General features: G+C 62.8%; 17 protein-coding genes and 2 tRNA genes. 12 read left to right on the forward strand and 7 right to left on the reverse strand.

The window, feature by feature from the left end:
- Nucleotides 1–3 precede the first annotated feature (3 nt).
- The 4 genes from P3G66_RS12835 to P3G66_RS12850 all read left to right on the forward strand — a co-directional run bounded on the left by P3G66_RS12835 (nucleotide 4) and on the right by P3G66_RS12850 (nucleotide 6,465).
- Nucleotides 4–423, forward strand: coding sequence for an acyl-CoA thioesterase (locus P3G66_RS12835; protein WP_003944475.1), 420 nt, complete (start codon nucleotides 4–6; stop codon nucleotides 421–423).
- Between the two features lie 99 nt (nucleotides 424–522).
- The gene (locus P3G66_RS12840) at nucleotides 523–5,370 is read left to right on the forward strand and encodes an NAD-glutamate dehydrogenase (RefSeq protein ID WP_042450238.1); all 4,848 of its coding nucleotides are present in this window, start codon (nucleotides 523–525) and stop codon (nucleotides 5,368–5,370) included.
- Complete coding sequence (locus P3G66_RS12845) at nucleotides 5,367–5,786, forward strand: thioesterase family protein (RefSeq protein WP_003944573.1); 420 nt, start codon at nucleotides 5,367–5,369, stop codon at nucleotides 5,784–5,786. Before P3G66_RS12840 ends, P3G66_RS12845 begins: the two co-directional genes overlap by 4 nt.
- Nucleotides 5,779–6,465, forward strand: coding sequence for a hypothetical protein (locus P3G66_RS12850; RefSeq protein WP_007730934.1), 687 nt, complete (start codon nucleotides 5,779–5,781; stop codon nucleotides 6,463–6,465). Before P3G66_RS12845 ends, P3G66_RS12850 begins: the two co-directional genes overlap by 8 nt.
- 28 nt (nucleotides 6,466–6,493) lie before the next feature.
- Here P3G66_RS12850 and P3G66_RS12855 read toward each other — a convergent pair whose 3' ends face one another.
- Nucleotides 6,494–8,092 carry a glycoside hydrolase family 13 protein gene (locus P3G66_RS12855; protein ID WP_050654620.1) on the reverse strand — a complete coding sequence of 533 codons (1,599 nt, stop codon included), beginning with the start codon at nucleotides 8,090–8,092 and terminating at the stop codon, nucleotides 6,494–6,496.
- A 164-nt stretch (nucleotides 8,093–8,256) separates the two neighbouring features.
- Between P3G66_RS12855 and P3G66_RS12860 the strand changes: the two genes are divergently transcribed.
- On the forward strand, nucleotides 8,257–8,691 hold the full coding sequence (locus P3G66_RS12860; RefSeq protein ID WP_007730941.1) for a cupin domain-containing protein: 435 nt from the start codon (nucleotides 8,257–8,259) through the stop codon (nucleotides 8,689–8,691).
- 4 nt (nucleotides 8,692–8,695) lie between these two features.
- Here P3G66_RS12860 and P3G66_RS12865 read toward each other — a convergent pair whose 3' ends face one another.
- Nucleotides 8,696–9,103 carry a globin gene (locus P3G66_RS12865; protein ID WP_003944464.1) on the reverse strand — a complete coding sequence of 136 codons (408 nt, stop codon included), beginning with the start codon at nucleotides 9,101–9,103 and terminating at the stop codon, nucleotides 8,696–8,698.
- Nucleotides 9,104–9,285: 182 nt separating this feature from the next.
- Between P3G66_RS12865 and P3G66_RS12870 the strand changes: the two genes are divergently transcribed.
- From P3G66_RS12870 to P3G66_RS12880, 3 genes are all read left to right on the forward strand, one after another.
- Nucleotides 9,286–9,984, forward strand: coding sequence for an HNH endonuclease (locus P3G66_RS12870; RefSeq protein ID WP_003944465.1), 699 nt, complete (start codon nucleotides 9,286–9,288; stop codon nucleotides 9,982–9,984).
- Nucleotides 9,985–10,102: 118 nt separating this feature from the next.
- A complete protein-coding gene (locus P3G66_RS12875) occupies nucleotides 10,103–10,366 on the forward strand; it encodes a hypothetical protein (RefSeq protein ID WP_007730943.1) in 264 nt (87 codons plus the stop codon).
- Nucleotides 10,353–10,832, forward strand: a complete 480-nt coding sequence (locus tag P3G66_RS12880; protein WP_003944512.1) for a DUF5130 domain-containing protein — start codon at nucleotides 10,353–10,355, stop codon at nucleotides 10,830–10,832. The genes P3G66_RS12875 and P3G66_RS12880 overlap by 14 nt, the downstream gene beginning before the upstream one ends.
- 71 nt (nucleotides 10,833–10,903) lie before the next feature.
- Here P3G66_RS12880 and pepN read toward each other — a convergent pair whose 3' ends face one another.
- Both pepN and P3G66_RS12890 read right to left on the reverse strand, forming a co-directional pair.
- Nucleotides 10,904–13,483 (reverse strand): aminopeptidase N, encoded by a 2,580-nt coding sequence (gene pepN / locus P3G66_RS12885; protein ID WP_276116691.1) that lies wholly within the window; start codon nucleotides 13,481–13,483, stop codon nucleotides 10,904–10,906.
- 65 nt (nucleotides 13,484–13,548) lie between these two features.
- Complete coding sequence (locus P3G66_RS12890; RefSeq protein WP_073512178.1) at nucleotides 13,549–14,784, reverse strand: FAD-dependent oxidoreductase; 1,236 nt, start codon at nucleotides 14,782–14,784, stop codon at nucleotides 13,549–13,551.
- A gap of 166 nt (nucleotides 14,785–14,950) precedes the next feature.
- Here P3G66_RS12890 and P3G66_RS12895 point away from each other — a divergent pair, with 166 nt between their 5' ends.
- Nucleotides 14,951–15,574: a DsbA family protein gene (locus tag P3G66_RS12895; protein WP_007730951.1), complete on the forward strand. Its 624-nt coding sequence runs from the start codon at nucleotides 14,951–14,953 to the stop codon at nucleotides 15,572–15,574.
- Here P3G66_RS12895 and P3G66_RS12900 read toward each other — a convergent pair.
- Nucleotides 15,562–16,398, reverse strand: coding sequence for a M48 family metallopeptidase (locus P3G66_RS12900; RefSeq protein WP_228232720.1), 837 nt, complete (start codon nucleotides 16,396–16,398; stop codon nucleotides 15,562–15,564). The two genes, P3G66_RS12895 and P3G66_RS12900, sit on opposite strands and share 13 nt — an antisense overlap.
- A gap of 142 nt (nucleotides 16,399–16,540) precedes the next feature.
- On the opposite strand from P3G66_RS12900, the gene P3G66_RS12905 reads away from it, so the two are divergent.
- Nucleotides 16,541–17,014: a ribose-5-phosphate isomerase gene (locus P3G66_RS12905; RefSeq protein WP_003944571.1), complete on the forward strand. Its 474-nt coding sequence runs from the start codon at nucleotides 16,541–16,543 to the stop codon at nucleotides 17,012–17,014.
- Nucleotides 17,015–17,029: 15 nt separating this feature from the next.
- On the forward strand, nucleotides 17,030–17,827 hold the full coding sequence (locus tag P3G66_RS12910) for a DNA-formamidopyrimidine glycosylase family protein (protein WP_003944531.1): 798 nt from the start codon (nucleotides 17,030–17,032) through the stop codon (nucleotides 17,825–17,827).
- Here the strand turns inward: P3G66_RS12910 and P3G66_RS12915 are convergent.
- Nucleotides 17,824–18,600, reverse strand: coding sequence for a hypothetical protein (locus tag P3G66_RS12915; RefSeq protein WP_050654637.1), 777 nt, complete (start codon nucleotides 18,598–18,600; stop codon nucleotides 17,824–17,826). The genes P3G66_RS12910 and P3G66_RS12915 overlap by 4 nt on opposite strands.
- A 192-nt stretch (nucleotides 18,601–18,792) precedes the next feature.
- A tRNA-Gly gene (locus tag P3G66_RS12920) sits at nucleotides 18,793–18,866 on the reverse strand.
- Nucleotides 18,867–19,261: 395 nt separating this feature from the next.
- Between P3G66_RS12920 and P3G66_RS12925 the strand changes: the two genes are divergently transcribed.
- Nucleotides 19,262–19,335 (forward strand) — tRNA-Pro (locus tag P3G66_RS12925).
- The last annotated feature ends 21 nt before the right edge of the window (nucleotides 19,336–19,356 follow it).

Consider the following 19,356-nt stretch of genomic DNA (forward strand, 5'->3'; position numbering starts at 1 on the left):
CCGGTGTCCGACGTATACACAGCGCAGATCCAGGTCCGGTGGGGCGATTCCGACCGGTTGGGTCACGTCAACAACACGCGTTACGTCGAGTACATGCAGGAAGCGCGCATCCAGTTCCTGGAAGCGAAACTGGCGCCGCTCGGCGGCCGGCCGGGATACCTCGTGGTTCGAAAGATGACCGTCGAGTTCCTCAAGCCGGTCACCGATCGGTCCGGTCCCTTGAATGTGGAGATCTTCACGACTCACGTCGGGACTTCCTCGTTCACGGTTCGGCACGTCATCCGTGACAACGCGGGTGTCGAATGCGCTTTCGGCGACGCGTTGATGGTCGGATTCGACACGGTGTCCGAAAAGTCCAGACCGCTGGCGGACAGCGAACGCGCGGTGCTCGAAGCATCGCTTGTTCAGATGACGACATCGTAGATTTCGTTTCTCAGTTCACCCTAGGTACTGGTTGCCGCGGCTAGTCTCGAGTCAGAGATTGGTCGCGGCGATCAGAACCCACAAGGATGTGAGCCAGGAATGACAGACCGTGTACGGCAGCAGGGCACAGGCCTCGACGAAGCGACGTTGTTGACGCGTCTTCGCGAGGCCTTTTTCACGCATATCGACGAGGGTGACAGCGACGACGTCATCAACGGTCGATCGGATCGAGTCCTGCTCGCGCATCTTGCGCTCGGGAGGCAGCGGACCCCGGGCACGGCCGTATGGCGTGTGTACCGCCCGTCAGGATCCGAGGGTCTCGGCGCTGCCGTCCAGATCGTCACCGACGACATGTCGTTGCTCGTCGAGTCCGTTACCGCGATGCTCAACCGACAAGGTGTGGGAATCAGTCAATTCGCCCATCCGATCCTGACGGTTGAACGCGATGACTCGGGCAATCTGATGTCCTTGGGCGACAGCGGTATCCAAGAATCCTGGATGCACGTCCAGTTGGACTCCGAAGTCGAGGATTCCGCTCTCGACGCGATCGAAGCACACCTCGGCAAGGTGCTCGCGGACGTCCGCCAGGTGGTTGGTGACACCCCGGACATGAAGGCATTGCAACTGCGCGTTGCCGACGAGTTGGAGAGTGCTGCAGAAACTGCCTCCGGGAGGATCACCCCCGAAGAATTCTCCGATACCGCTCGGCTGCTGCGGTGGATGGCGGACGGAAACTATGCCGTGCTCGGATACCGGCGATTCGAGGGTACGAAGGACGGTTCACGCACGGTCGCCGGCAGCGGGCTCGGCGTGCTGCGCTCCGACGCGGTCACCGAAGGCCCGATGAGTTTGCCTCCCGTCGCAGATCTCCCGGATCGACCGCTTCTGGTCCTGACGCAGGGATCGTTCCCCGCCACGGTGCACCGCGCTGTCTACCCGTACTTCGTGGGTGTCTCGATCCTCGACGACGAGGGAAACATCGTGGGGGAGCACAGATTCCTGGGTGTGTTCACCGTGGTCGCACTCCACGAGAACGTCCTCGCGATTCCTCTGATCGAGCGCCGCGTTCGCGAAGTCATCGCGCGTGCCGGTGTCGACCTGCATTCGTACTCCGGTCAGGCGATGCTCGAGGTCATCCAGTCGTTCCCACGCACCGAGTTGTTCTCGAGCGACGCCGAGACCTTGTTCGAGACCGTCCACGCCGTGCACAGCATCGGGCTGCGTCGACAGGTGCGACTCTTTGTCCGCGAGGACACGTTCGGACGCTTCGTGTCCTGCTTGGTGTACCTACCCCGCGACCGGTACACGACGCGGGTGCGACTGGCGATGCAAAACCTGCTGTGGCGCGAATTCGGACCAGGCACAGTCGATTACACCGCCCGGGTTACCGAGAACGATCTTGCGCTGTTGCACGTGACGATCCGGCGCGATCCGGACAGTGAGCCGGTTCATCTGGATGTCTCCGAGGCCAACCGCGAGCGAGTTCAGGCTCTGTTGACCGAAGTCAGTCGTAGCTGGGACGACCGCATCAACGACCTTGTTCGTGAAAGTCCGGGTGTGGATCCGGAACTGGTGCAGCGGTATTCGCGGGTGCTTCCCGATGGATACAAGGAGGACTTCGAACCGTCACGCGCGTTGGCCGACATCGCCCGACTCGAGGCGTTGGCGCCAGGCGCGATCGACGTACTGCTCTATCGTGCTGTGGACTCCGCGCCCGGTGCCTGGCGCTTCACGCTCTTCGTCGGCGGCGACGGTATCTCGTTGAGCCAGGTGCTACCGGTGCTGCAGTCACTCGGCGTCGAAGTTCTCGACGAGCGGCCGCACGTCGTGCAGCGACTCGACGGCGTTCAGTGCTGGATCTACGATTTCGGATTGTCGGTACCGGCGGATCTTCGGGCGTCGGTCGAGATCGACCTCGATGCGCAGGTGCCGCTCGAGACCAGTACCGCCCCGCTGACCGAGGTCCAGAAGCGATTCACGGCTGCATTCGGTGCAGTCTGGTTCGGCCGGGCCGAAGCTGACCGATTCAACGAGTTGGTGCTGCGGGCCGGAATGTCCTGGCGGCAAGCCGTGGTGCTGCGTGCTTACGCAAAGTATCTGCGCCAGGCCACATTTCCATACAGTCAGTTCCACATCGAAGGAATCGCGCTTACACACCCGCAGACCGCGTTTGCATTGGTGCAGTTGTTCGAGGCGATGTTCGACCCCGAGAAGCAGGACGACATTCGCGTCGCCGAATTGGACGAGCAGTTGCGTGCGTCCATCGACGAGGTACTCAGCTTGGATGCCGATCGCATTCTGCGTGGAATGTTCTCCTTGGTGAAGGCGACCTTGCGTACCAATTTCTACGTCGTCGACGCCGATGGCCGCTCTCGCGACTACCTGTCGGTCAAGCTCGATCCCTCACGGATCAGCGAGTTGCCCAAGCCGCGGCCGGCTTTCGAGATCTACGTGTACTCACCCGAGGTCGAAGGCGTCCACCTGCGATTCGGCGCAGTCGCGCGCGGCGGGCTCCGCTGGTCCGACCGGCGCGAGGATTTCCGCACCGAGGTGCTCGGCTTGGTGAAGGCTCAGGCCGTCAAGAACGCGGTGATCGTGCCGGTCGGCGCCAAGGGCGGCTTCGTCGTGAAGAATCCGCCTCTGCCGACGGGTGATCCGGCCGTTGATCGAATGGCGACGCTGGAAACCGGCAAGGCCTGCTACACCACGTTCATCTCCGGATTGCTCGACATCACCGACAACGTGCACGCGGCTACCGGCGAAGTTGTGACGCCGGATCGAGTGGTGCGCAAGGACGATCAGGATCGCTACCTGGTGGTCGCCGCGGACAAGGGCACGGCGACGTTCTCGGATCTCGCCAATTCGGTTGCCGCCAAGTACGACTTCTGGCTCGGCGACGCGTTTGCCTCCGGTGGCTCCGTGGGATACGACCACAAGGGCATGGGTATCACCGCTCGCGGCGCCTGGGAAAGCGTCAAGCGGCACTTCCGCGAACTCGGGGTCGACACGCAGACGCAGGATTTCACGACGGTAGGCGTCGGCGACATGAGCGGAGACGTGTTCGGCAACGGAATGCTCCTCAGTCGGCACATCCGTCTGGTGGGCGCGTTCGACCATCGACACATCTTCCTCGATCCGAACCCGGATGCAGCGAGCTCGTTCGTCGAACGTCAACGACTTTTCGAGTTGCCACGGTCGTCATGGGCCGACTACGACAAGAGCCTGATCAGTGAAGGTGGCGGCGTCTGGGACCGCACGGTCAAGTCGGTTCCGATCGCCGAAAGCGTCCGGATCGCACTGGGTCTGGCCGAGGGGGTCACGAAGCTCTCGCCGCCGGAATTGATGCAGGCGATTCTGTCGGCACCGGTGGATCTGCTGTGGAACGGCGGAATCGGTACATACGTCAAAGCGTCGACCGAGACCAATGCGCAGGTTGGCGACAAGAGCAACGACGCCGTGCGTGTCGACGGTCAAGATCTGCGGGTCAAGGTGATCGGGGAGGGCGGCAACCTCGGCGTCACTGCTCTGGGAAGAATCGAGTTCAGCGCCAGCGGCGGTCACATCAACACCGACGCCATCGACAACTCGGCCGGCGTCGACTGCTCCGATCACGAAGTGAACATCAAGATTCTTCTCGATTCGCTCGTGCGTTCGCAGTTACTGCCCACGCAGGAACGGAATCCGTTGCTGGCGTCGATGACCGACGACGTGGCGGCGCTGGTGTTGGCGGACAACATTGCTCAGAACGCGCTGCTCGGAATCTCCCGCGTGACCGCTTCTCAGATGCTCGGTGTTCACCGCCGTCAGTTGACGGATCTGACCAAGGCACGTGGCCTTGACCGCAAACTCGAGGCGTTGCCGACCGACAAGGAGATCGAGCGTCGACTCGAGGCCGGTGTGGGTCTGACGTCGCCGGAATTGGCGACGCTGACGGCGCACGTGAAGCTTTCACTCAAGGACGATCTGCTCGCAACCGAGTTGCCGGACAACGATTTCTTCGCCCAGCAGATCCCGCAGTACTTCCCGACCGCTGTTCGCGATCGGTTCGAAACGGAGATCAAGGCACACCCGTTGCGGCGGCAGATCGTCGCGACGATGCTCGTGAACGAAGTGATCGACAACGGCGGAATCACGTACGCCTACCGCTTGGCCGAGGAGACCGGAGCGAGCAGTACGGACTCGATCCGTGCCTACGCCGCTGTGCGAGAGGTGTTTGCGCTCGACGAGGTGTGGTCGCGAATCCGCTCGGCGGGCGTCAGTGCAGAGATCGAAAACGAGCTGATCGTGGAGTCGTGCCGCTTGCTCGACCGCGCGTCGCGGTGGTTCCTGGCCAATCGGCCCCAGCCGATCGCCGTCGGCGCCGAGGTTGCGCGTTACTCGGCGGCGTATCGGGCTACGGCACCTCTGGTCCCGGGGCTGCTTGCGGGCCATCAACTCGACGATCTGCTGGTGCGGGCTCAATCGGTGATCGATCGCGGGGCTCCGGAAGCGTTGGCGCTGGACGTGTTCCGACTGCTGGATGTCTACTGCCTGCTCGACATCGCGGATATCGCCGACATCGCAGATCACGACATCGCCGAAGTCGCGGAGCTGTACTACGCCTTGGACGCGCATCTGGGAATCGACTGGTTGCTGAGCGCGGTCTCGGGACTCGAGCGCGGCGATCGATGGCACTCGCTCGCGAGGCTCGCGTTGCGAGACGACCTCTACAGTTCGCTGCGGCAGTTGACGATGGAGGTTCTGGCCGGCGGCGAGCCGGGGGAGTCGCCGCAGGAGAAGATCGACGAATGGGAATCGACCAACGCCTCGCGGCTGAGTCGGGCGAGGGCAGCTCTCGTCGAGATCTTCGAGTCTGGGACGCTTGACCTCGCGACGCTCTCGGTGGCGGCGCGTCAGGTTCGTAGCATGGTGCGCAGCATGGGCACCCGATCGGAGGTAGGACGTTGAGCGAAGGATTCCACGCCGAAGTTGTGGTTCGGTGGTCCGACATGGATGCCTTCCAGCACATCAACCACGCACGGATGGTGACGTTGCTCGAAGAGGCGCGGATTCCTTGGTTGTTCGAAGACTCGCGCCCGACGGTCACCCTGCGTGACGGGGCCGTGATTGCCGATCTCCATGTGCGGTACCGCGGCCAACTGCGGCACGACGATTCGCCGCTCGACGTCTTCATGTGGGTGGAAAAGGTGCGCGCGGTGGACTTCACCATCGCGTACGAGGTTCGCCCCCGCGGTGCGGATCTCAGTGTCCCGCCGTCCATCGTGGCGTCGACTCAGATCGCGGCCTTCGATATCGACACTCAACGTTTGCGTCGCCTCAGCGGGCCCGAGCGCGAGTACTTGGAGAGCTGGCAACGTGCATGAACGTGTACTGACCGTGCCCGAGGAGGCCGAGCGAAAGAACTTGGCCGGCTTCATCGGTCATGCCTTGCGTTTGGACGAGTCCACGGTCATCCGGATGCGTCGACGCGGAGATGCTCACCTGAGCGTTTGGGCGTCAACGGGTTTCGACGCTCTCGCTACGCGAACCGTGGCGGGCACCATCAACCCTGACGACACCTCGGCTGCCGGCGATCAGTTGCTCTCGGCGGTGGAGCAGGCGACAAGTGAGCTGATCGATCCGGGGTTCGCCATGGATTCGGCGTGGCGTGGGGCGTTGCCGCCGATGGACGGCTTCGAGCACCTGGACGACGTACCCGCCCGGGTGCTGATCGAACTGGCGCAGCGGGGCAACGCCTTGGCGCTCGAGCATGGAAGTAGTCACGGTCCGCCGGCGTCGTTGCTCGATCAGGACGTGCTCGAGGTCAGTGGTCCGTCCGGCACGGTCGGGATCTCGATGCGGGTTATTTTTGCCTTGACCGCAATGGGATTCGTTCCGCACGCCGGGTCCGAGGCGATGACCGCCGACATCGACCTCGAGCAGATCGACGCCTCGGAACTGGTTCGGGTGCGGGCGAGCAAATCCTGGGTGCGGCTCGATGCACGGTTCGGTTCGATCTACCGTCACCGCGGTGGTTCGATACCGCTGATGGTCGCACGATAGGAGTTCAGGTGGCGGGTGCGGTGTTCTCTCAGATCAGCCACGCCGCAGCGTTGACGGGTAGTTGACCGTCGACGAGTGGTGCGCTGCTCAACAGCAGCTGCCCGCTCGGCAGTGCGATCGGCACCTCCGTGGTGTTGAGAGCACAGATCAGACCACCGCGTCGACGGAAAGCGAGGCAGCCGGGGGGACTGCCGTACCAATCGATGTCGGCGCCGGAGAACTCCGGCCTGGCGCTACGAAGTTCGAGGGCGGCGCGATAAAGCGAGAGCATCGAGTCGACGTCCTCGATCTGCGCCTCCACCGTAAGTGTCGACCACTCGCGTGGCATCGGCAACCAGGTGCTCGCACCGGTGGTGAATCCGAACGGGGGTTCGCTTCCTTCCCACGGAAGGGGCACTCGGCAGCCGTCGCGTCCTCGCTCGGCATGTCCGGATCGTTCCCAGACCGGGTCCTGTAGTGCCTCGTCGGGCAGGTCGACGTTCGGCAGGCCGAGTTCGGCCCCGTTGTAGATGAAGCTCGCGCCCGGAAGCGCCAGTTCGACGAGGATCATCGCCCGTGCGCGTTGGGTTCCGATCTCACCCCCGCCGTAGCGCGTGACTTCACGTTCGACGTCGTGATTCGACAGCGTCCACGTGGGCACACCCCCGACCTCGGCGACGGCCGCAAGAGAGTTCTCCACGGCCTCCCGGACGGACTCGGCGGAGAATTCGGTTTCTGCAAGTCGGAAGTTGAATCCGAGATGCAGTTCGTCTGGACGGATGTATTCGCCGAACTTCTGGTTGTCCTTCACCCAGATCTCGCCGACGGTCATCGCCTCCGGGAACTCGTCCATGACCTTGCGGATGCCGCGGTGGATTTCGTGAACTGCCGGGTTGTTGAACCGCGGGTCGTCGTCGGAATTGCGCATGAGCTCGTTGAGCTCCCAGTCGTGGTCCGGCAAACCGTCGGGCTTGGCCATTCCGTGGGCCACGTCGATGCGGAATCCGTCGATTCCGCGCTCGAGCCAGAAGCGCAGAGTCTTGGCGAGGTCGTCGAAGACCTCGGGGTTGTCCCAGTTCAGGTCGGGCTGTTCCTTGGCGAAGATGTGCAGGTACCACTGGCCGGGTGTTCCGTCGGCTTCGGTGACACGGGTCCACGCCGGGCCGCCGAAGATGCTCGGCCAGTTGTTCGGCGGTTCGTTGCCGTTCTCACCTTTGCCGTCTCGGAAGATGTAACGGGATCGCTCCGCCGAATCGGGCGCCGACGCCAGGGCTGCCTTGAACCACTCGTGCTGATCACTCGTGTGGTTCGGGACCAGGTCCATCGTGACCTTGATTCCGCGTTCGTGGGCTGACGTGATCAGCGAATCCATCGTCGCCAGATCGCCGAACAGGGGATCGATGTCGCGAGGATCCGAGACGTCGTAGCCGTGGTCTGCCATCGGTGACTTCATCACCGGGCTCAACCAGATTGCATCGATGCCGAGCAGTTCGAGGTAGCCGAGTTTCTCCTCGACTCCGCCGAGGTCGCCGATACCGTCGCTGCCCGAATCGGCAAAAGAACGCGGATAGATCTGATAGAAGACCGCCTCGTTCCACCACGGGGCTTCGGGCCGGCTTACAGAGGACGAATCCGCGGGGGTGCTCACAGCAGTTCATAGTGCCAAACGTCTGGCACTCTCACGACTTGGACACGGCAAAAGCGTGACTCTTTACCTAGCCTTGGTGTACTTTGCATTCACGCGGTGACACCATGTGGCAACTTTGGTGTTACTGCCGGGGGAGAAGTATTCGGGAATTCAACCAAGGGGGCTTGGCCTTGACTTTGTCGGCAATCGAAGCGGTCAGTTTGGATCATGTACTGCTCGAAGATGATCCGATCAACCGCGACTGGATAATCTTCGGCACACCGGTTGCACGGTCGGCGCAATGGTCGGCGAGTAAAGACGGGACCACGACTACACACGTCTGGGATTGCACGAAGGGGCGCTTCCGCTGGTACTTCCACGCGGACGAAATCGTGCACATCATCGAAGGGTCGGTCACCGTTCAGGCCGACGGAATCGCCGAGCGAACCCTGAGTGTCGGCGACGCCGCACTCTTCCGTGCGGGCAGTTGGTCGGAGTGGGAGGTCGAAGAGTACGTGCGCAAGCATGCAATCTTGAGTTCACCCCTGCATCCCACGGTGTCGTTCGGGGTACGCGCTGCCCGCCGAGTCGCGCGCGTGTTCAGGCCGAAGGCTAAGTAGACGGTCAGATAGCGGAGTTCACCATGGACGCGGCAGCCATCTCCATGTAGTCGATCAACTGCTTGCGGTGCACCGGGCTCAGAGTCTTCTCGTCGATGGACGCGATGGCGACGTGCATGCACCGCAGCCACGCATCACGCTCGATCGGGCCGATCACGAATGGATTGTGGCGCATCCGCAGACGCGGGTGTCCACGCTCCTCCGAGTACGTGTGCGGTCCGCCCCAGTACTGCTCGAGGAACATCCTCATCCGCCGCTCGGCCGGTCCGAGATCGGCCTCGGGGTAGAGCGGGCGCACAACCTCGTCCTTCGCGACTTCTTCGTAAAATCGCGCGGTGAGCTTGTGAAACGTCTCGGCTCCGCCGACGGCGTCGTAGAAGGTCTGCTGCACGTCGTGCTGTACGTCATTCATGGCAAGTTCCATTGTGCCTGACGGCCGTAGTGGTCGGTTTCCGGGTCGACGACGGTTGTATCGAGTCGGAGTGCGTACCCATTCACCGGAAATTCACCGGCCGTCCTGGCAATTTTGTTCGAAATGGGAGTGCGTAACGCGATCATCCGTGGTCAACTTGGGGGCAGTCTCCCGGAGGTCGTATGAAGAACCGACATGCTGCACGCAATCACCGACAACTCCAGCCCACTAGCGCGCGGAACGACCACGCGTTAGGGGCTGTTCTGGAAGTTGTTCCTGACGGGTTCGCGCACACTGCCGACCCACTCTTTTCCGACGAGCATTCTCACCTCGAGATGTTCCCTCCCGATCGCGTAGTCCCCGAGTGGGTGAAACGTCGGGTGCTACTGCTCAACGTCACGTACGAACCGCTGACCGCCCTTCCTGCCAGGCGCGCGGTCGTACTGATGGCCTGCGGCAAGGCCGATACCGTCCACGAGGACGAACAGGGCCCGGTAGTCCATTCCGCGGACTGGTCGGTGCAGGTTCCCTCGGTCATTCGATTGCGCACCTACGTGCGCGTTCCGTATCGCGCCCGCATCCCCATGACTCGTGCCGCGCTGATGCATCGTGACCACTTCCGATGTGCGTACTGCGGAGCCAAAGCCGAAACCATCGACCACGTCGTTCCTCGCAGCAGAGGTGGCGGGCATTCGTGGGAGAACTGCGTCGCGTGCTGTGCCCCCTGCAACCACCGCAAGGCCGACAAGATGCTCAGCGAACTCGGATGGACCCTCCGTGCGGAATTGGTCCCGCCGTCCGGACCTCACTGGCGTCTGCTCGCGGCGACCAAGGAATTGCATCCGGCGTGGATGCCGTATCTCGGCGTGGGCGCAGCCTGAGCAATGTGTCGGCGTGGGCGCAGCCTGAATTGAGTTCTAGCGTCACCGAAACGAAATTGCCCGAGAATTTGTGGCCCTGACGCTTTCCTTCCTGGCGTTCTGGGCTACGTTATCTGGTGTGAGCATTCTCGAGGTAGTACTGATATACGTTGGGATTCCGGCCTTGATCACCGCGTTCTTCGCGGCTGCGTCCTTCCTCGGGAAGAAGACGCCGGGACCGGTTCCGCCGGCGTTCCATCTCGGTGAGTCGTGGGATCACGCTCCCGTGCTGTGGAGTGCTGTCGACGAGGTCACCGTTCGCGGTGGCCATCACGGCAGTGCACACGCAATCGAAGCCGGTTCGGCTGATCTGATCGGAGGGTCCGCAAGTGGCAAGTGGTGATCATTCGACCGCGCTCGCAGTAGCGCCCGAGGACCTGCCCGTCGGCAGCGTCGTCACGTCCAGTGGACGCGTATCCGGTGTGCATCGCATCGGCGAGCCGTTCACCGACGATCTTCCGTTCGAGACCATGGATCTGGTCGCGCTCGACGTCGCGATGACCGAAGCGACGCGGGCCACCAAGGTGCGGTTCAACGCGTACGTCGGTGATCTCGGTTCTGATCCGGCAGCGGGTGCCGACGCATTGTTCCCGACCACGCCCGAAGCCGAGCGTTCCGTCCTGATCGCCGTTTCGCCCAACCAGCGCACCGTCGAGGTTCGCAGCGGTCGGGCAATCGCCGATCGGGTCACCGATCGTGTTACCCAGCTCGGAGCAACGGCAGCTGTTGCATCCTTCAGTGAAGGCAACCTGATCGACGGACTGATCAGTGCCATCCGCGTTATGGCAGCCGCAATTTCAGCGCCGTAACTGTTTGTCAGACACAGGCCGGTGCCCGCGTCGATTCGTGAGAATCGACGCGGGCACCGGCCTTTTGCATGTCAGCTCGCGTCGAACTTTCGTGCTGCGAGTGAACGAACCACGCCGGCCTGGCCTTCGACGACCAGGCGACGCAACGCGGGAGGGATGTCGCCTTCGAGGAACCGGTCTGCTGCCGCTACGGATTCGTCCGAGATCGACCACGACGGGTACAGCCCGATGACGACGGTCTGTGCCACTTCGCTCGAGCGTCGTTCCCACACCGCCGCGATATCGGCGAAGTAGCGGGAGACGAAGGGCTCGAGCAATTCGTCCTGGCCTTCGCGAGCGAACCCGCCGATGATCGATCGCGCGGTGATGTTGGGCACGGAGTCGTCGCCGACGACCTTTGCCCAGACCTCTTCCTTGACAGCGACCTGCGGACGTCCGGCCGCGGCCGCCGCGGCTTGACGAGCGCCCGCAGCGGTCGGGTCACGCTGAGCTTCGGCGTCGATGAATGGAGTTGCGGTTCCTTCGGCGTCGATCTCACCGGCGGCCGCGAGTGCCCCGACGATGCGCCAGCGCAGGTCCGTGTCGACGATCAGGCCGTCGAGCCCAACGGTGGAGGGATCGGCGTCGAGCAATTCGCGCAGTACCTCGGTGTGCCACGGGGAGAGTGCTGCGCCGGTGAGTGCGTTGACGAATGCCAGCTGGTGGTCGGACCCGGCCTCTGCCTCACGTGCGAGTTCGAGCAACCGATTGGCGAAGCTCGCCGCGCCTTCGGCCTCGGCCCAGGCCGGATCTGCGTAGGAGCCGATGGCGGTTTGGGCTTGGAGCAAGAGACGTTGCACCACACCGACTTCGGTCTCCGAACTGATGCCGCGCTCGACCAGCGCGACGAAGTCGCGTGCCTTCAGTTCGGCTTGACGGGTCATTTCCCACGCCGCCGACCAGACCAGGGTGCGGGGGAGTGAATCGGTGATGTCGCCGACCCGCTCGATCGCCGTCGCCAACGATTCGGGATCGAGTCGCACGGAGCCGTAGGTGAGATCGTCGTCGTTGACCAACACGAGTGCACCGCGGGCGACGCCGACAAGTTCGGGGACATCCGTGCTTTCCACAGCATCGAGGTCGAGTTCGACGCGATGGCTTCGTACCAACTTGCCGTCGACGTCGTCGTAGATGCCGATTGCGATCCGGTGGATTCGCCGCTCGCCGGCGCCTGGTGCAGCACCGTCCTGCAGGACGGCGAAGCGGGTGAACTTTCCGTCTGCGTCGACATCGAAGTCGGGGCGCAGGATGTTCAAACCGGTGGTCTTGAGCCACTGCCGACCCCAGTCGGAAAGATCACGGCCCGAGGACTTTTCGAGTGAGCCCAGCAGATCGTCGAAGGTTGCGTTTCCGAATGCGTGCTCACGGAAGTACTCACGCAGTCCGGCGAGGAACGGCTCGAGTCCGACGTATGCCACCAACTGCTTGAGGACGCTGGCGCCCTTGGCGTAGGTGATGCCGTCGAAGTTCACCTCGACGGCGGCCAGGTCCGGAATGTCCGCGGCAATCGGGTGCGTCGACGGCAACTGGTCCTGGCGGTACGCCCACGACTTCTCGACGTTGGCGAACGTCGTCCAGGCGTTCCTGTACTCCGTGGCCTCGGTCTGACACAGGACCGAAGCGAAGGTCGCGAACGACTCGTTGAGCCACAGGTCGTCCCACCACGCCATCGTGACGAGGTCGCCGAACCACATGTGCGCCATTTCGTGCAGGACCGTTTCGGCACGACGTTCGTACGAGTAGCGGGTCACCTTGGAACGGAAGACGTAGTCCTCGAGGAATGTCACGGCGCCGGCATTCTCCATCGCGCCCGCATTGAATTCGGGGACGAAGAGCTGGTCGTACTTGCCGAAAGCATAGGGAACACCGAAGTTGCGGTGGTAGAAGTCGAATCCCTGCTTGGTCTCGGTGAACAGTCGCTCCTCGTCCATGAACTCGGCCAGCGAAGCGCGGCAGAAGATTCCGAGCGGGATGTCGCCGTGCTCGTCGGAGTAGTTGTCGGTCCACTGCGCGTAGGGACCGGCGATGAGCGCCACCAGGTACGTGCTCATCTTCGGGGTGGTCCTGAAGATGAGCTTGCCGGGATCGGCGGCAAGGGTCTCGACGACCGCGGAGTTGGAGATGACCTTCCACGACGTGGGAGCGGTGACGCGGACGTCGAACGTGGCCTTGAGATCAGGCTGATCGAAGCACGCGAACATGCGCTTGGCGTCGGCCGTCTCGAACTGTGAATAGAGGTAGACGGAGTCATCGGTCGGGTCGACGAATCGGTGCAGTCCCTCGCCGGTGTGGGAGTAGATGCAATCGGCCTCGATGACCAACTCGTTGTCGGCAGCGAGATCAGGCAGGCTGATGCCAGTCGACTCGTCGTAGCCGGAGACGTCGAGCGCGGTGCCGTTGAGGACCGCGGAATGGACTCTGGCCGCGACGATGTCGATGAAGCTGCTTGCTCCGGCCGTGGCGGTGAACGTGACGGTGGTCTTCGAGGAGAACGTCTCCTCGCCGGGTGCGTCTTTGCCGTCGGTGAGATCGAGTTCGATCAGGTAGTTCTCGACGGTCAGGATTGCTGACCGTTGCGCTGCGGTTTCGCGTGTCAGGTTCGGTGCGACCACAAAGATCTCCTCGTAGATGGTGCGGATCTATTACGTCCATCCCATCACGAAGAGAACGACTTCACTCAAGCGGACACTTCTGCCAGCGGAATCTCCGGATCGGCCAACCGCTCCGGATCGACGGGACGCGAAGACGCGACCAATTCCTTGATGGCGTCACCGGCATCCCAGATGTTCACGTTCATGCCGGCGAGCACCTTGTTCGCGGAATCGAGCCAGAATGCCAGGAACTCGCGCTTGTCGACGTCGCCGCGAGTGACGACACGGGAGTAGCCGCCGTGCGGTGCGTGACCTGCGTATTCCATTCCGAGGTCGTACTGATCGGTGAAGAAATACGGCATGCGTACGTACTCGGCGGGCCGTCCCAACATGGTCTCTGCGGCCGTCTCGGGTTGGTTGAGTGCGTTTGCCCAGTGCTCCACCCGAATTCGTGCATTCAGAATCGGATGCTGTGCGGCCGCGATGTCACCCACTGCGACCACGTCGGGGTCGCTGCTCTGCAGACCGGCGTCGACGAGAACCCCGTTCTCGACGTCGATACCCGCCTCCGATGCCAACTCGGTGTTCGGCAATGCGCCGACAGCGATCAACACGGCGTCGGCCGGAATCACGGTTCCATCGATCAAAGTGACGCCCGAGGCGTGACCGCCGTCGACAGAGATTGCGGTGACGTCCGTGCCGGTGCGTAAGTCCACCCCGTTCTGGCGGTGCAGTGCGGCGAAGACCTCACCCATTTCCGGGCCGAGGGTCGATTCGAGCGGAAGTCCGGCATGCTCGAGCACGGTGACGTCGACGTCGAAACCGCGAGCCGACGCGGCAATTTCGAGGCCGATCCAGCCGGCACCGATCACGACGAGCTTCTTGTCGGCGGCCAGGGTGCGCAGCAGCGCGGCGGCCTGATCGACTGTTCGCACGTAGTGAACGCCCTCGGCGTCGGATCCCGGGATGTCGAGGCGCCGCGACCGCGAACCGGTGGCCAAGGCGAGCTTGTCGTAGCTGATCGTGGAACCGTCCGGAAGTGACACGGTGTGCGCAGCGGGGTCGATGGCCGTTGCCGTCGTTCCCGGGCGAAGATCGACGCGATGGTCGCGAAACCACTCGCCGTCGTGGACGGTGAATTCGGGGAGTGTCTTCTTGCCGGCGAAGAACTCTTTCGACAGCGGCGGACGCTCGTACGGGAGGTGGTCTTCTTCACTCAATACGGTGATCTCACCGTCGAAATCTCTGTCACGCAGGGCTTCTGCGATCTTTGCGCCCGCGAGCCCGCCGCCGACGATCACGAATCTCCGGTTGGTGCTCATTACTGAACCACTCCTTCGTACTCGTTTCTTTTCGACACTACTGCGATCGGGAGGTGGTTCGGGGGAAAGCGCGGGAAGGATTGCGGGTTCATGATTGTTGGCAGAACGGGAGTATGTCCCCGAACTGATATGACCTGACCGACATGAACTGATAGGGAGTTTCTTCGTGAGCGCAACCTCGAGCAAGACCACGGACACTGCTGACTTCTGGTTCGATCCGCTCTGCCCGTGGTGCTGGATCACCTCACGCTGGATTCTCGAGGCCCAGCAGGTACGCGACATCGAGGCCAAGTTCCACGTGATGAGCCTTGCGGTTCTCAACGAGGGCCGTGACCTTCCCGACGAGTACCGGGAGATGATGACCAAGGCCTGGGGCCCGGTCCGTGTCGCCATCGCTGCAGCGCAGCTGAAGGGCGACGATATCCTGCTGCCGCTGTACACGGCGATGGGGACGAAGATTCACAACGAGGGAAACAAGGACTTCGCCGACGTCATCAAGTCGTCCCTTGCCGAGGTCGGCCTGCCACCTGAACTGGCCGAGGCCGCCGACACCGACAAGTACGACGAGGCTCTGCGCGAGAGCCACCACAAGGGCATGGACGCCGTCGGACCCGACGTCGGAACCCCGACGATCCATGTCAACGGTGTGGCGTTCTTCGGCCCCGTGCTCTCACGCATCCCGCGCGGCGAGGACGCAGGCAAGGTGTGGGACGGCGCAGTCGCGCTGGCCGGCTACCCCCACTTCTTCGAGCTCAAGCGGACCCGCAACGAGGATCCTCAGTTCGACTGAGCGGCAGTGAGCGCCGGATTTCGGTAGAGCTGACCCGGCCGGAAGAACAGATGCCCTGAGTGCGTGCGGTTGCGAAGTGCAGCCGCACGCCAGGTCAGCACCGGATGCGACGACAAGATGTTGACGAACCACGGGAAGAACCCGGATTCGAGTGTCGCCCGATCGGCCAGTTCGTCGAACCCGACCAGACCCACCAGATACTTTCCCGCGCCTAGGACGCCCATCGCGCCCGGTGCACCCTGCGGACGCATGTGAAAGCCGAAGTTGTCCGCCGTGTACTCCATGGAACGCGACAGCGAAGACCCGATCACCGGAATGTAGTTCGACGCGAACTGTCCCCACTGGCGCCAGTACGACGCATGCCCGGCAGCGATGTGGCCGACCTCGTGGCCGATGATGAATGCGAGCGCATCGGGCTCGCGTGCCTGCCCACCGACTTCGAACAGGTCGCTGTAGACGACGACGAAACGGCGAAATCCGTGCCCCGACGCGAACGCGTTGATCCGTCCGTTCCCCAGCACGACGTAGGCATCCGGCGGAGTTTTCATGCCGAATCGTGCCGCAGCCTCGGCAACCAGCTGATACCCCTCCGGAAACTGTGAAGGCGTCATCTTGATTCCGTTGACCTGTTGCGATCCGTACAGCTGACCTCGCGCGAGGAACAGCAGGATCGGAGCCGCGAGCACCACGAGGATCCACGTCGACAGATCACCCGCAGCGATCAGAACGATCGCCACCACATAAGTGACGACCGTCGTCAGTACCGCGAGCACGAGTAGCGGGATTTCCCACGGGTGGCGAACGGCGTCACTGCCCGGTGACATACGAAGGGCGGGTGCAGCGGCCTGGCCGTTGACGGGGTACATGGGCACCACGATAGGTGTGCTCGCGCGGCGATGCGTGTTCCTGAAAGTGTGACGTCGACCCGGGTGCGCCCGGCTGGTCGGGCCTGAGAGAATTGTCGCCATGCGCGTATACCTGGGTGCCGACCATGCCGGATTCGAACGTAAGAACGAGATCATCGAACACCTGAAAGCGAACGGCCACGAGGCCATCGACTGTGGTGCTCACGAGTACGACGCCGTGGACGACTACCCGGCTTTCTGCATCGAAGCCGCAAAGCGCGTCGTCGCCGACGAGGGCAGCCTGGGAATCGTCCTGGGTGGCAGTGGCAACGGCGAGCAGATCGCAGCGAACAAAGTTCCCGGCGCACGGTGCGCCCTCGCTTGGAGCGTCGAAACGGCGAAGCTGGCACGTGAGCACAACAACGCTCAGCTGATCGGCATCGGCGGACGTATGCATTCCCTCGAGGAATCGCTTGCCATCGTCGACGCTTTCCTCGCCACCGCATGGTCGGGTGAAGAGCGCCACCAGCGTCGTATCGACATCCTGTCCGAGTACGAGAAGACCGGCGTCGCACCGGCTCTGCCGCAAGCCTGATCCGAAAGTTGTTCCGTGCCTGAAGGTCATACCCTGCACCGGCTGGCACGGTTGCATGCCCGCAAGTTCGTCGGTTCACCGGTCCGCGTCCTCAGTCCGCAAGGCAGATTCGCCGAGGACGCGCGCCTGGTGGACGGACACGTACTCACGTCCTCGGATGCCTGGGGAAAGCACCTCTGGCACACGTACGACAACGGTCTGACAGTTCACGTACACCTCGGGTTGTACGGAAAGTTCACCGACGCCGCCCTGCCGATGGAAGAACCGGTAGGTCAGGTCCGGATGCGTATGGTCGGTGCCGATTTCGGCACCGACCTTCGTGGTCCCACCGCCTGCGAAGTCCTGCTACCTCCTCAGGTCGCCGCGATCGAGGCCAGACTCGGGCCGGACCCACTGCGCCGCGACGCGGATCCAGAGAAGGCCTGGTTGCGAATCTCCAAGTCCAAGACGGCAATCGGCGCCCTGCTGATGGACCAGGCGGTCCTGGCGGGTGTCGGCAACGTCTATCGCGCCGAACTTCTCTTTCGTCACGGAATCAACCCTGAACGACCGGGGAATCTCGTCTCTCACGGCGAGTGGACCGCCATGTGGGCAGACCTAGTCGAATTGATGAAAGTCGGCGTCAGACGGGGGAAGATGCACGTCGTTCGCGCCGAGCACGACAACGGAGATCCGGCGTACGCGAAGGATCGTCCGCGTACCTATGTCTACAGAAGAGCAGGATCGCCGTGCCGCGTGTGCGGCACACCGATCCTGCATTCCGTCATGAAGGCACGAAACCTGTTCTGGTGCCCGGTCTGTCAGTCGGCTTAGAAGTCGAAGCCGCCGAAGTCCCCGCCGCCCCCGAAATCCATTCCGCCTCCGTCGCCACCAGACCAGTCGCTTCCGCCGTCAGCGGTGTAGTCCGTGTTGTCGATACTTCCTTGGTCGGCGCCGGGATCACCGGCGTCCATACCCTGATCTCCCGAGTCACCGGAGCCTGTGTCGGCGCCGGGATCGCCACCCTGGGCGAAAGCCTCTGCGCCGTAAGGAACCCCGGCCATGCCGGAGAACATGGTCGAGAACAGCATCATCGAACCCAGACCCCAGGCGCCGGCTACGAGTGCAGGCTTCCACCAGGGTTCGGAGTACCAGCCGGCCGGGACCGGGCGTCCGGCGACTCGGCCACCGGGGTAGTAGTTGGGTGTGTGCGACGACGGATTGGGTGATGCGGCGACCTTGCGGCCCTCGAATTCGACCTCACGGTCTTCGGTGACCGAACCGGCAGCCTTCTGTCCGTCGATGGAAGGAACTTCCGGTCCCGGATCCATGCCCATCGCCACCCGTGCCGCGCGGATGTAGTAAAGCCCTTCCAGTGCAGTCTGTTTCGCGAGACGTGCTTGGACCGGCGTTGCGGCCTGATCGATCTGCGAGCCTGCGGCGTTGTACCGTTCGGCCGCGTCGGCGAGGGCTTGGCGCGACGCGTCGTCACTGCCGGTCAGGTTGTAGACCTGACCGCCGAGGCGTTCGATCGCCTGCCGGGCATCGGCTTTCGCATCGTCGAGTTGTGTTGCGCTGTGGCCGGAACCGCGTTGCTGGCTTTTCATGACCAGGAATACGACTACGGCCAGAACGACGAGTATGAGAAGAATCGTGGTCACGTGGCCTCCCGAGCAGAATCGATCCGGACAACTCCAGGATACGGACCGCAGGGGAGTGGTCTGAGTGGACAAAGTCGGAATACAAAAAATCCGCACCGGCTGGGCCGATGCGGATCTTTTGTGGAGTTTCCCTCCTGATGGAGGGGATGACGGGAATCGAACCCGCGTGATCAGTTTGGAAGACTGAGGCTCTACCATTGAGCTACATCCCCGTGCATACGACAACTCGGGATCGCCGTGTTCGTCGTCTGCGATACGAAACTGTACCCAATGCCCCACCGGATTTCATAATCGGGGGGTCGGAGAAGTTCGAGACCGTCGTTCACCTGGGGAATTGGCGAATTGCTCGGCGAGTTGGGGTGTCTCGGCCGCAGGCGCGACTTCTGATTCCGGCTCTGAATGGCAGTTGAGGCAAGGCTGTATGTGGCTGCCGTCGGATGACATACTGACGGGGTCGACAGCCGGGCCGTGTACAAATGGCGGTCGGGTTCGTGAGAGAGTAGTGAGCGCGATAGGGTTGTGCGCGGTCACCGATGGTGGCTGCCTTTGTGGCCCGCTGTCTTAGTGGCCTCGGATGGCCGTATCGTGTGTTTCATGTGATCGGAAACGGGATGTAGCGCAGCTTGGTAGCGCATCCGCTTTGGGAGCGGAGGGTCGCAGGTTCAAATCCTGTCATCCCGACAAGTACGTACATGGCACTTC

This window comes from Rhodococcus sp. C3V (assembly GCF_029269915.1).
Classification (GTDB): domain Bacteria; phylum Actinomycetota; class Actinomycetes; order Mycobacteriales; family Mycobacteriaceae; genus Rhodococcus_F; species Rhodococcus_F qingshengii.

Bases quoted from the DNA above. Each gene is read 5' to 3' on its own strand.
- P3G66_RS12840 (WP_042450238.1), top strand. From the start codon at position 523: ATGACAGACCGTGTACGGCAGCAGGGCACAGGCCTCGACGAAGCGACG.
- P3G66_RS12865 (WP_003944464.1), bottom strand. From the start codon at position 9,103: ATGAATGACGTACAGCACGACGTGCAGCAGACCTTCTACGACGCCGTC.
- P3G66_RS12870 (WP_003944465.1), top strand. From the start codon at position 9,286: ATGAAGAACCGACATGCTGCACGCAATCACCGACAACTCCAGCCCACT.
- P3G66_RS12890 (WP_073512178.1), bottom strand. From the start codon at position 14,784: ATGAGCACCAACCGGAGATTCGTGATCGTCGGCGGCGGGCTCGCGGGC.
- P3G66_RS12900 (WP_228232720.1), bottom strand. From the start codon at position 16,398: ATGTCACCGGGCAGTGACGCCGTTCGCCACCCGTGGGAAATCCCGCTA.
- P3G66_RS12905 (WP_003944571.1), top strand. From the start codon at position 16,541: ATGCGCGTATACCTGGGTGCCGACCATGCCGGATTCGAACGTAAGAAC.
- P3G66_RS12915 (WP_050654637.1), bottom strand. From the start codon at position 18,600: ATGAAAAGCCAGCAACGCGGTTCCGGCCACAGCGCAACACAACTCGAC.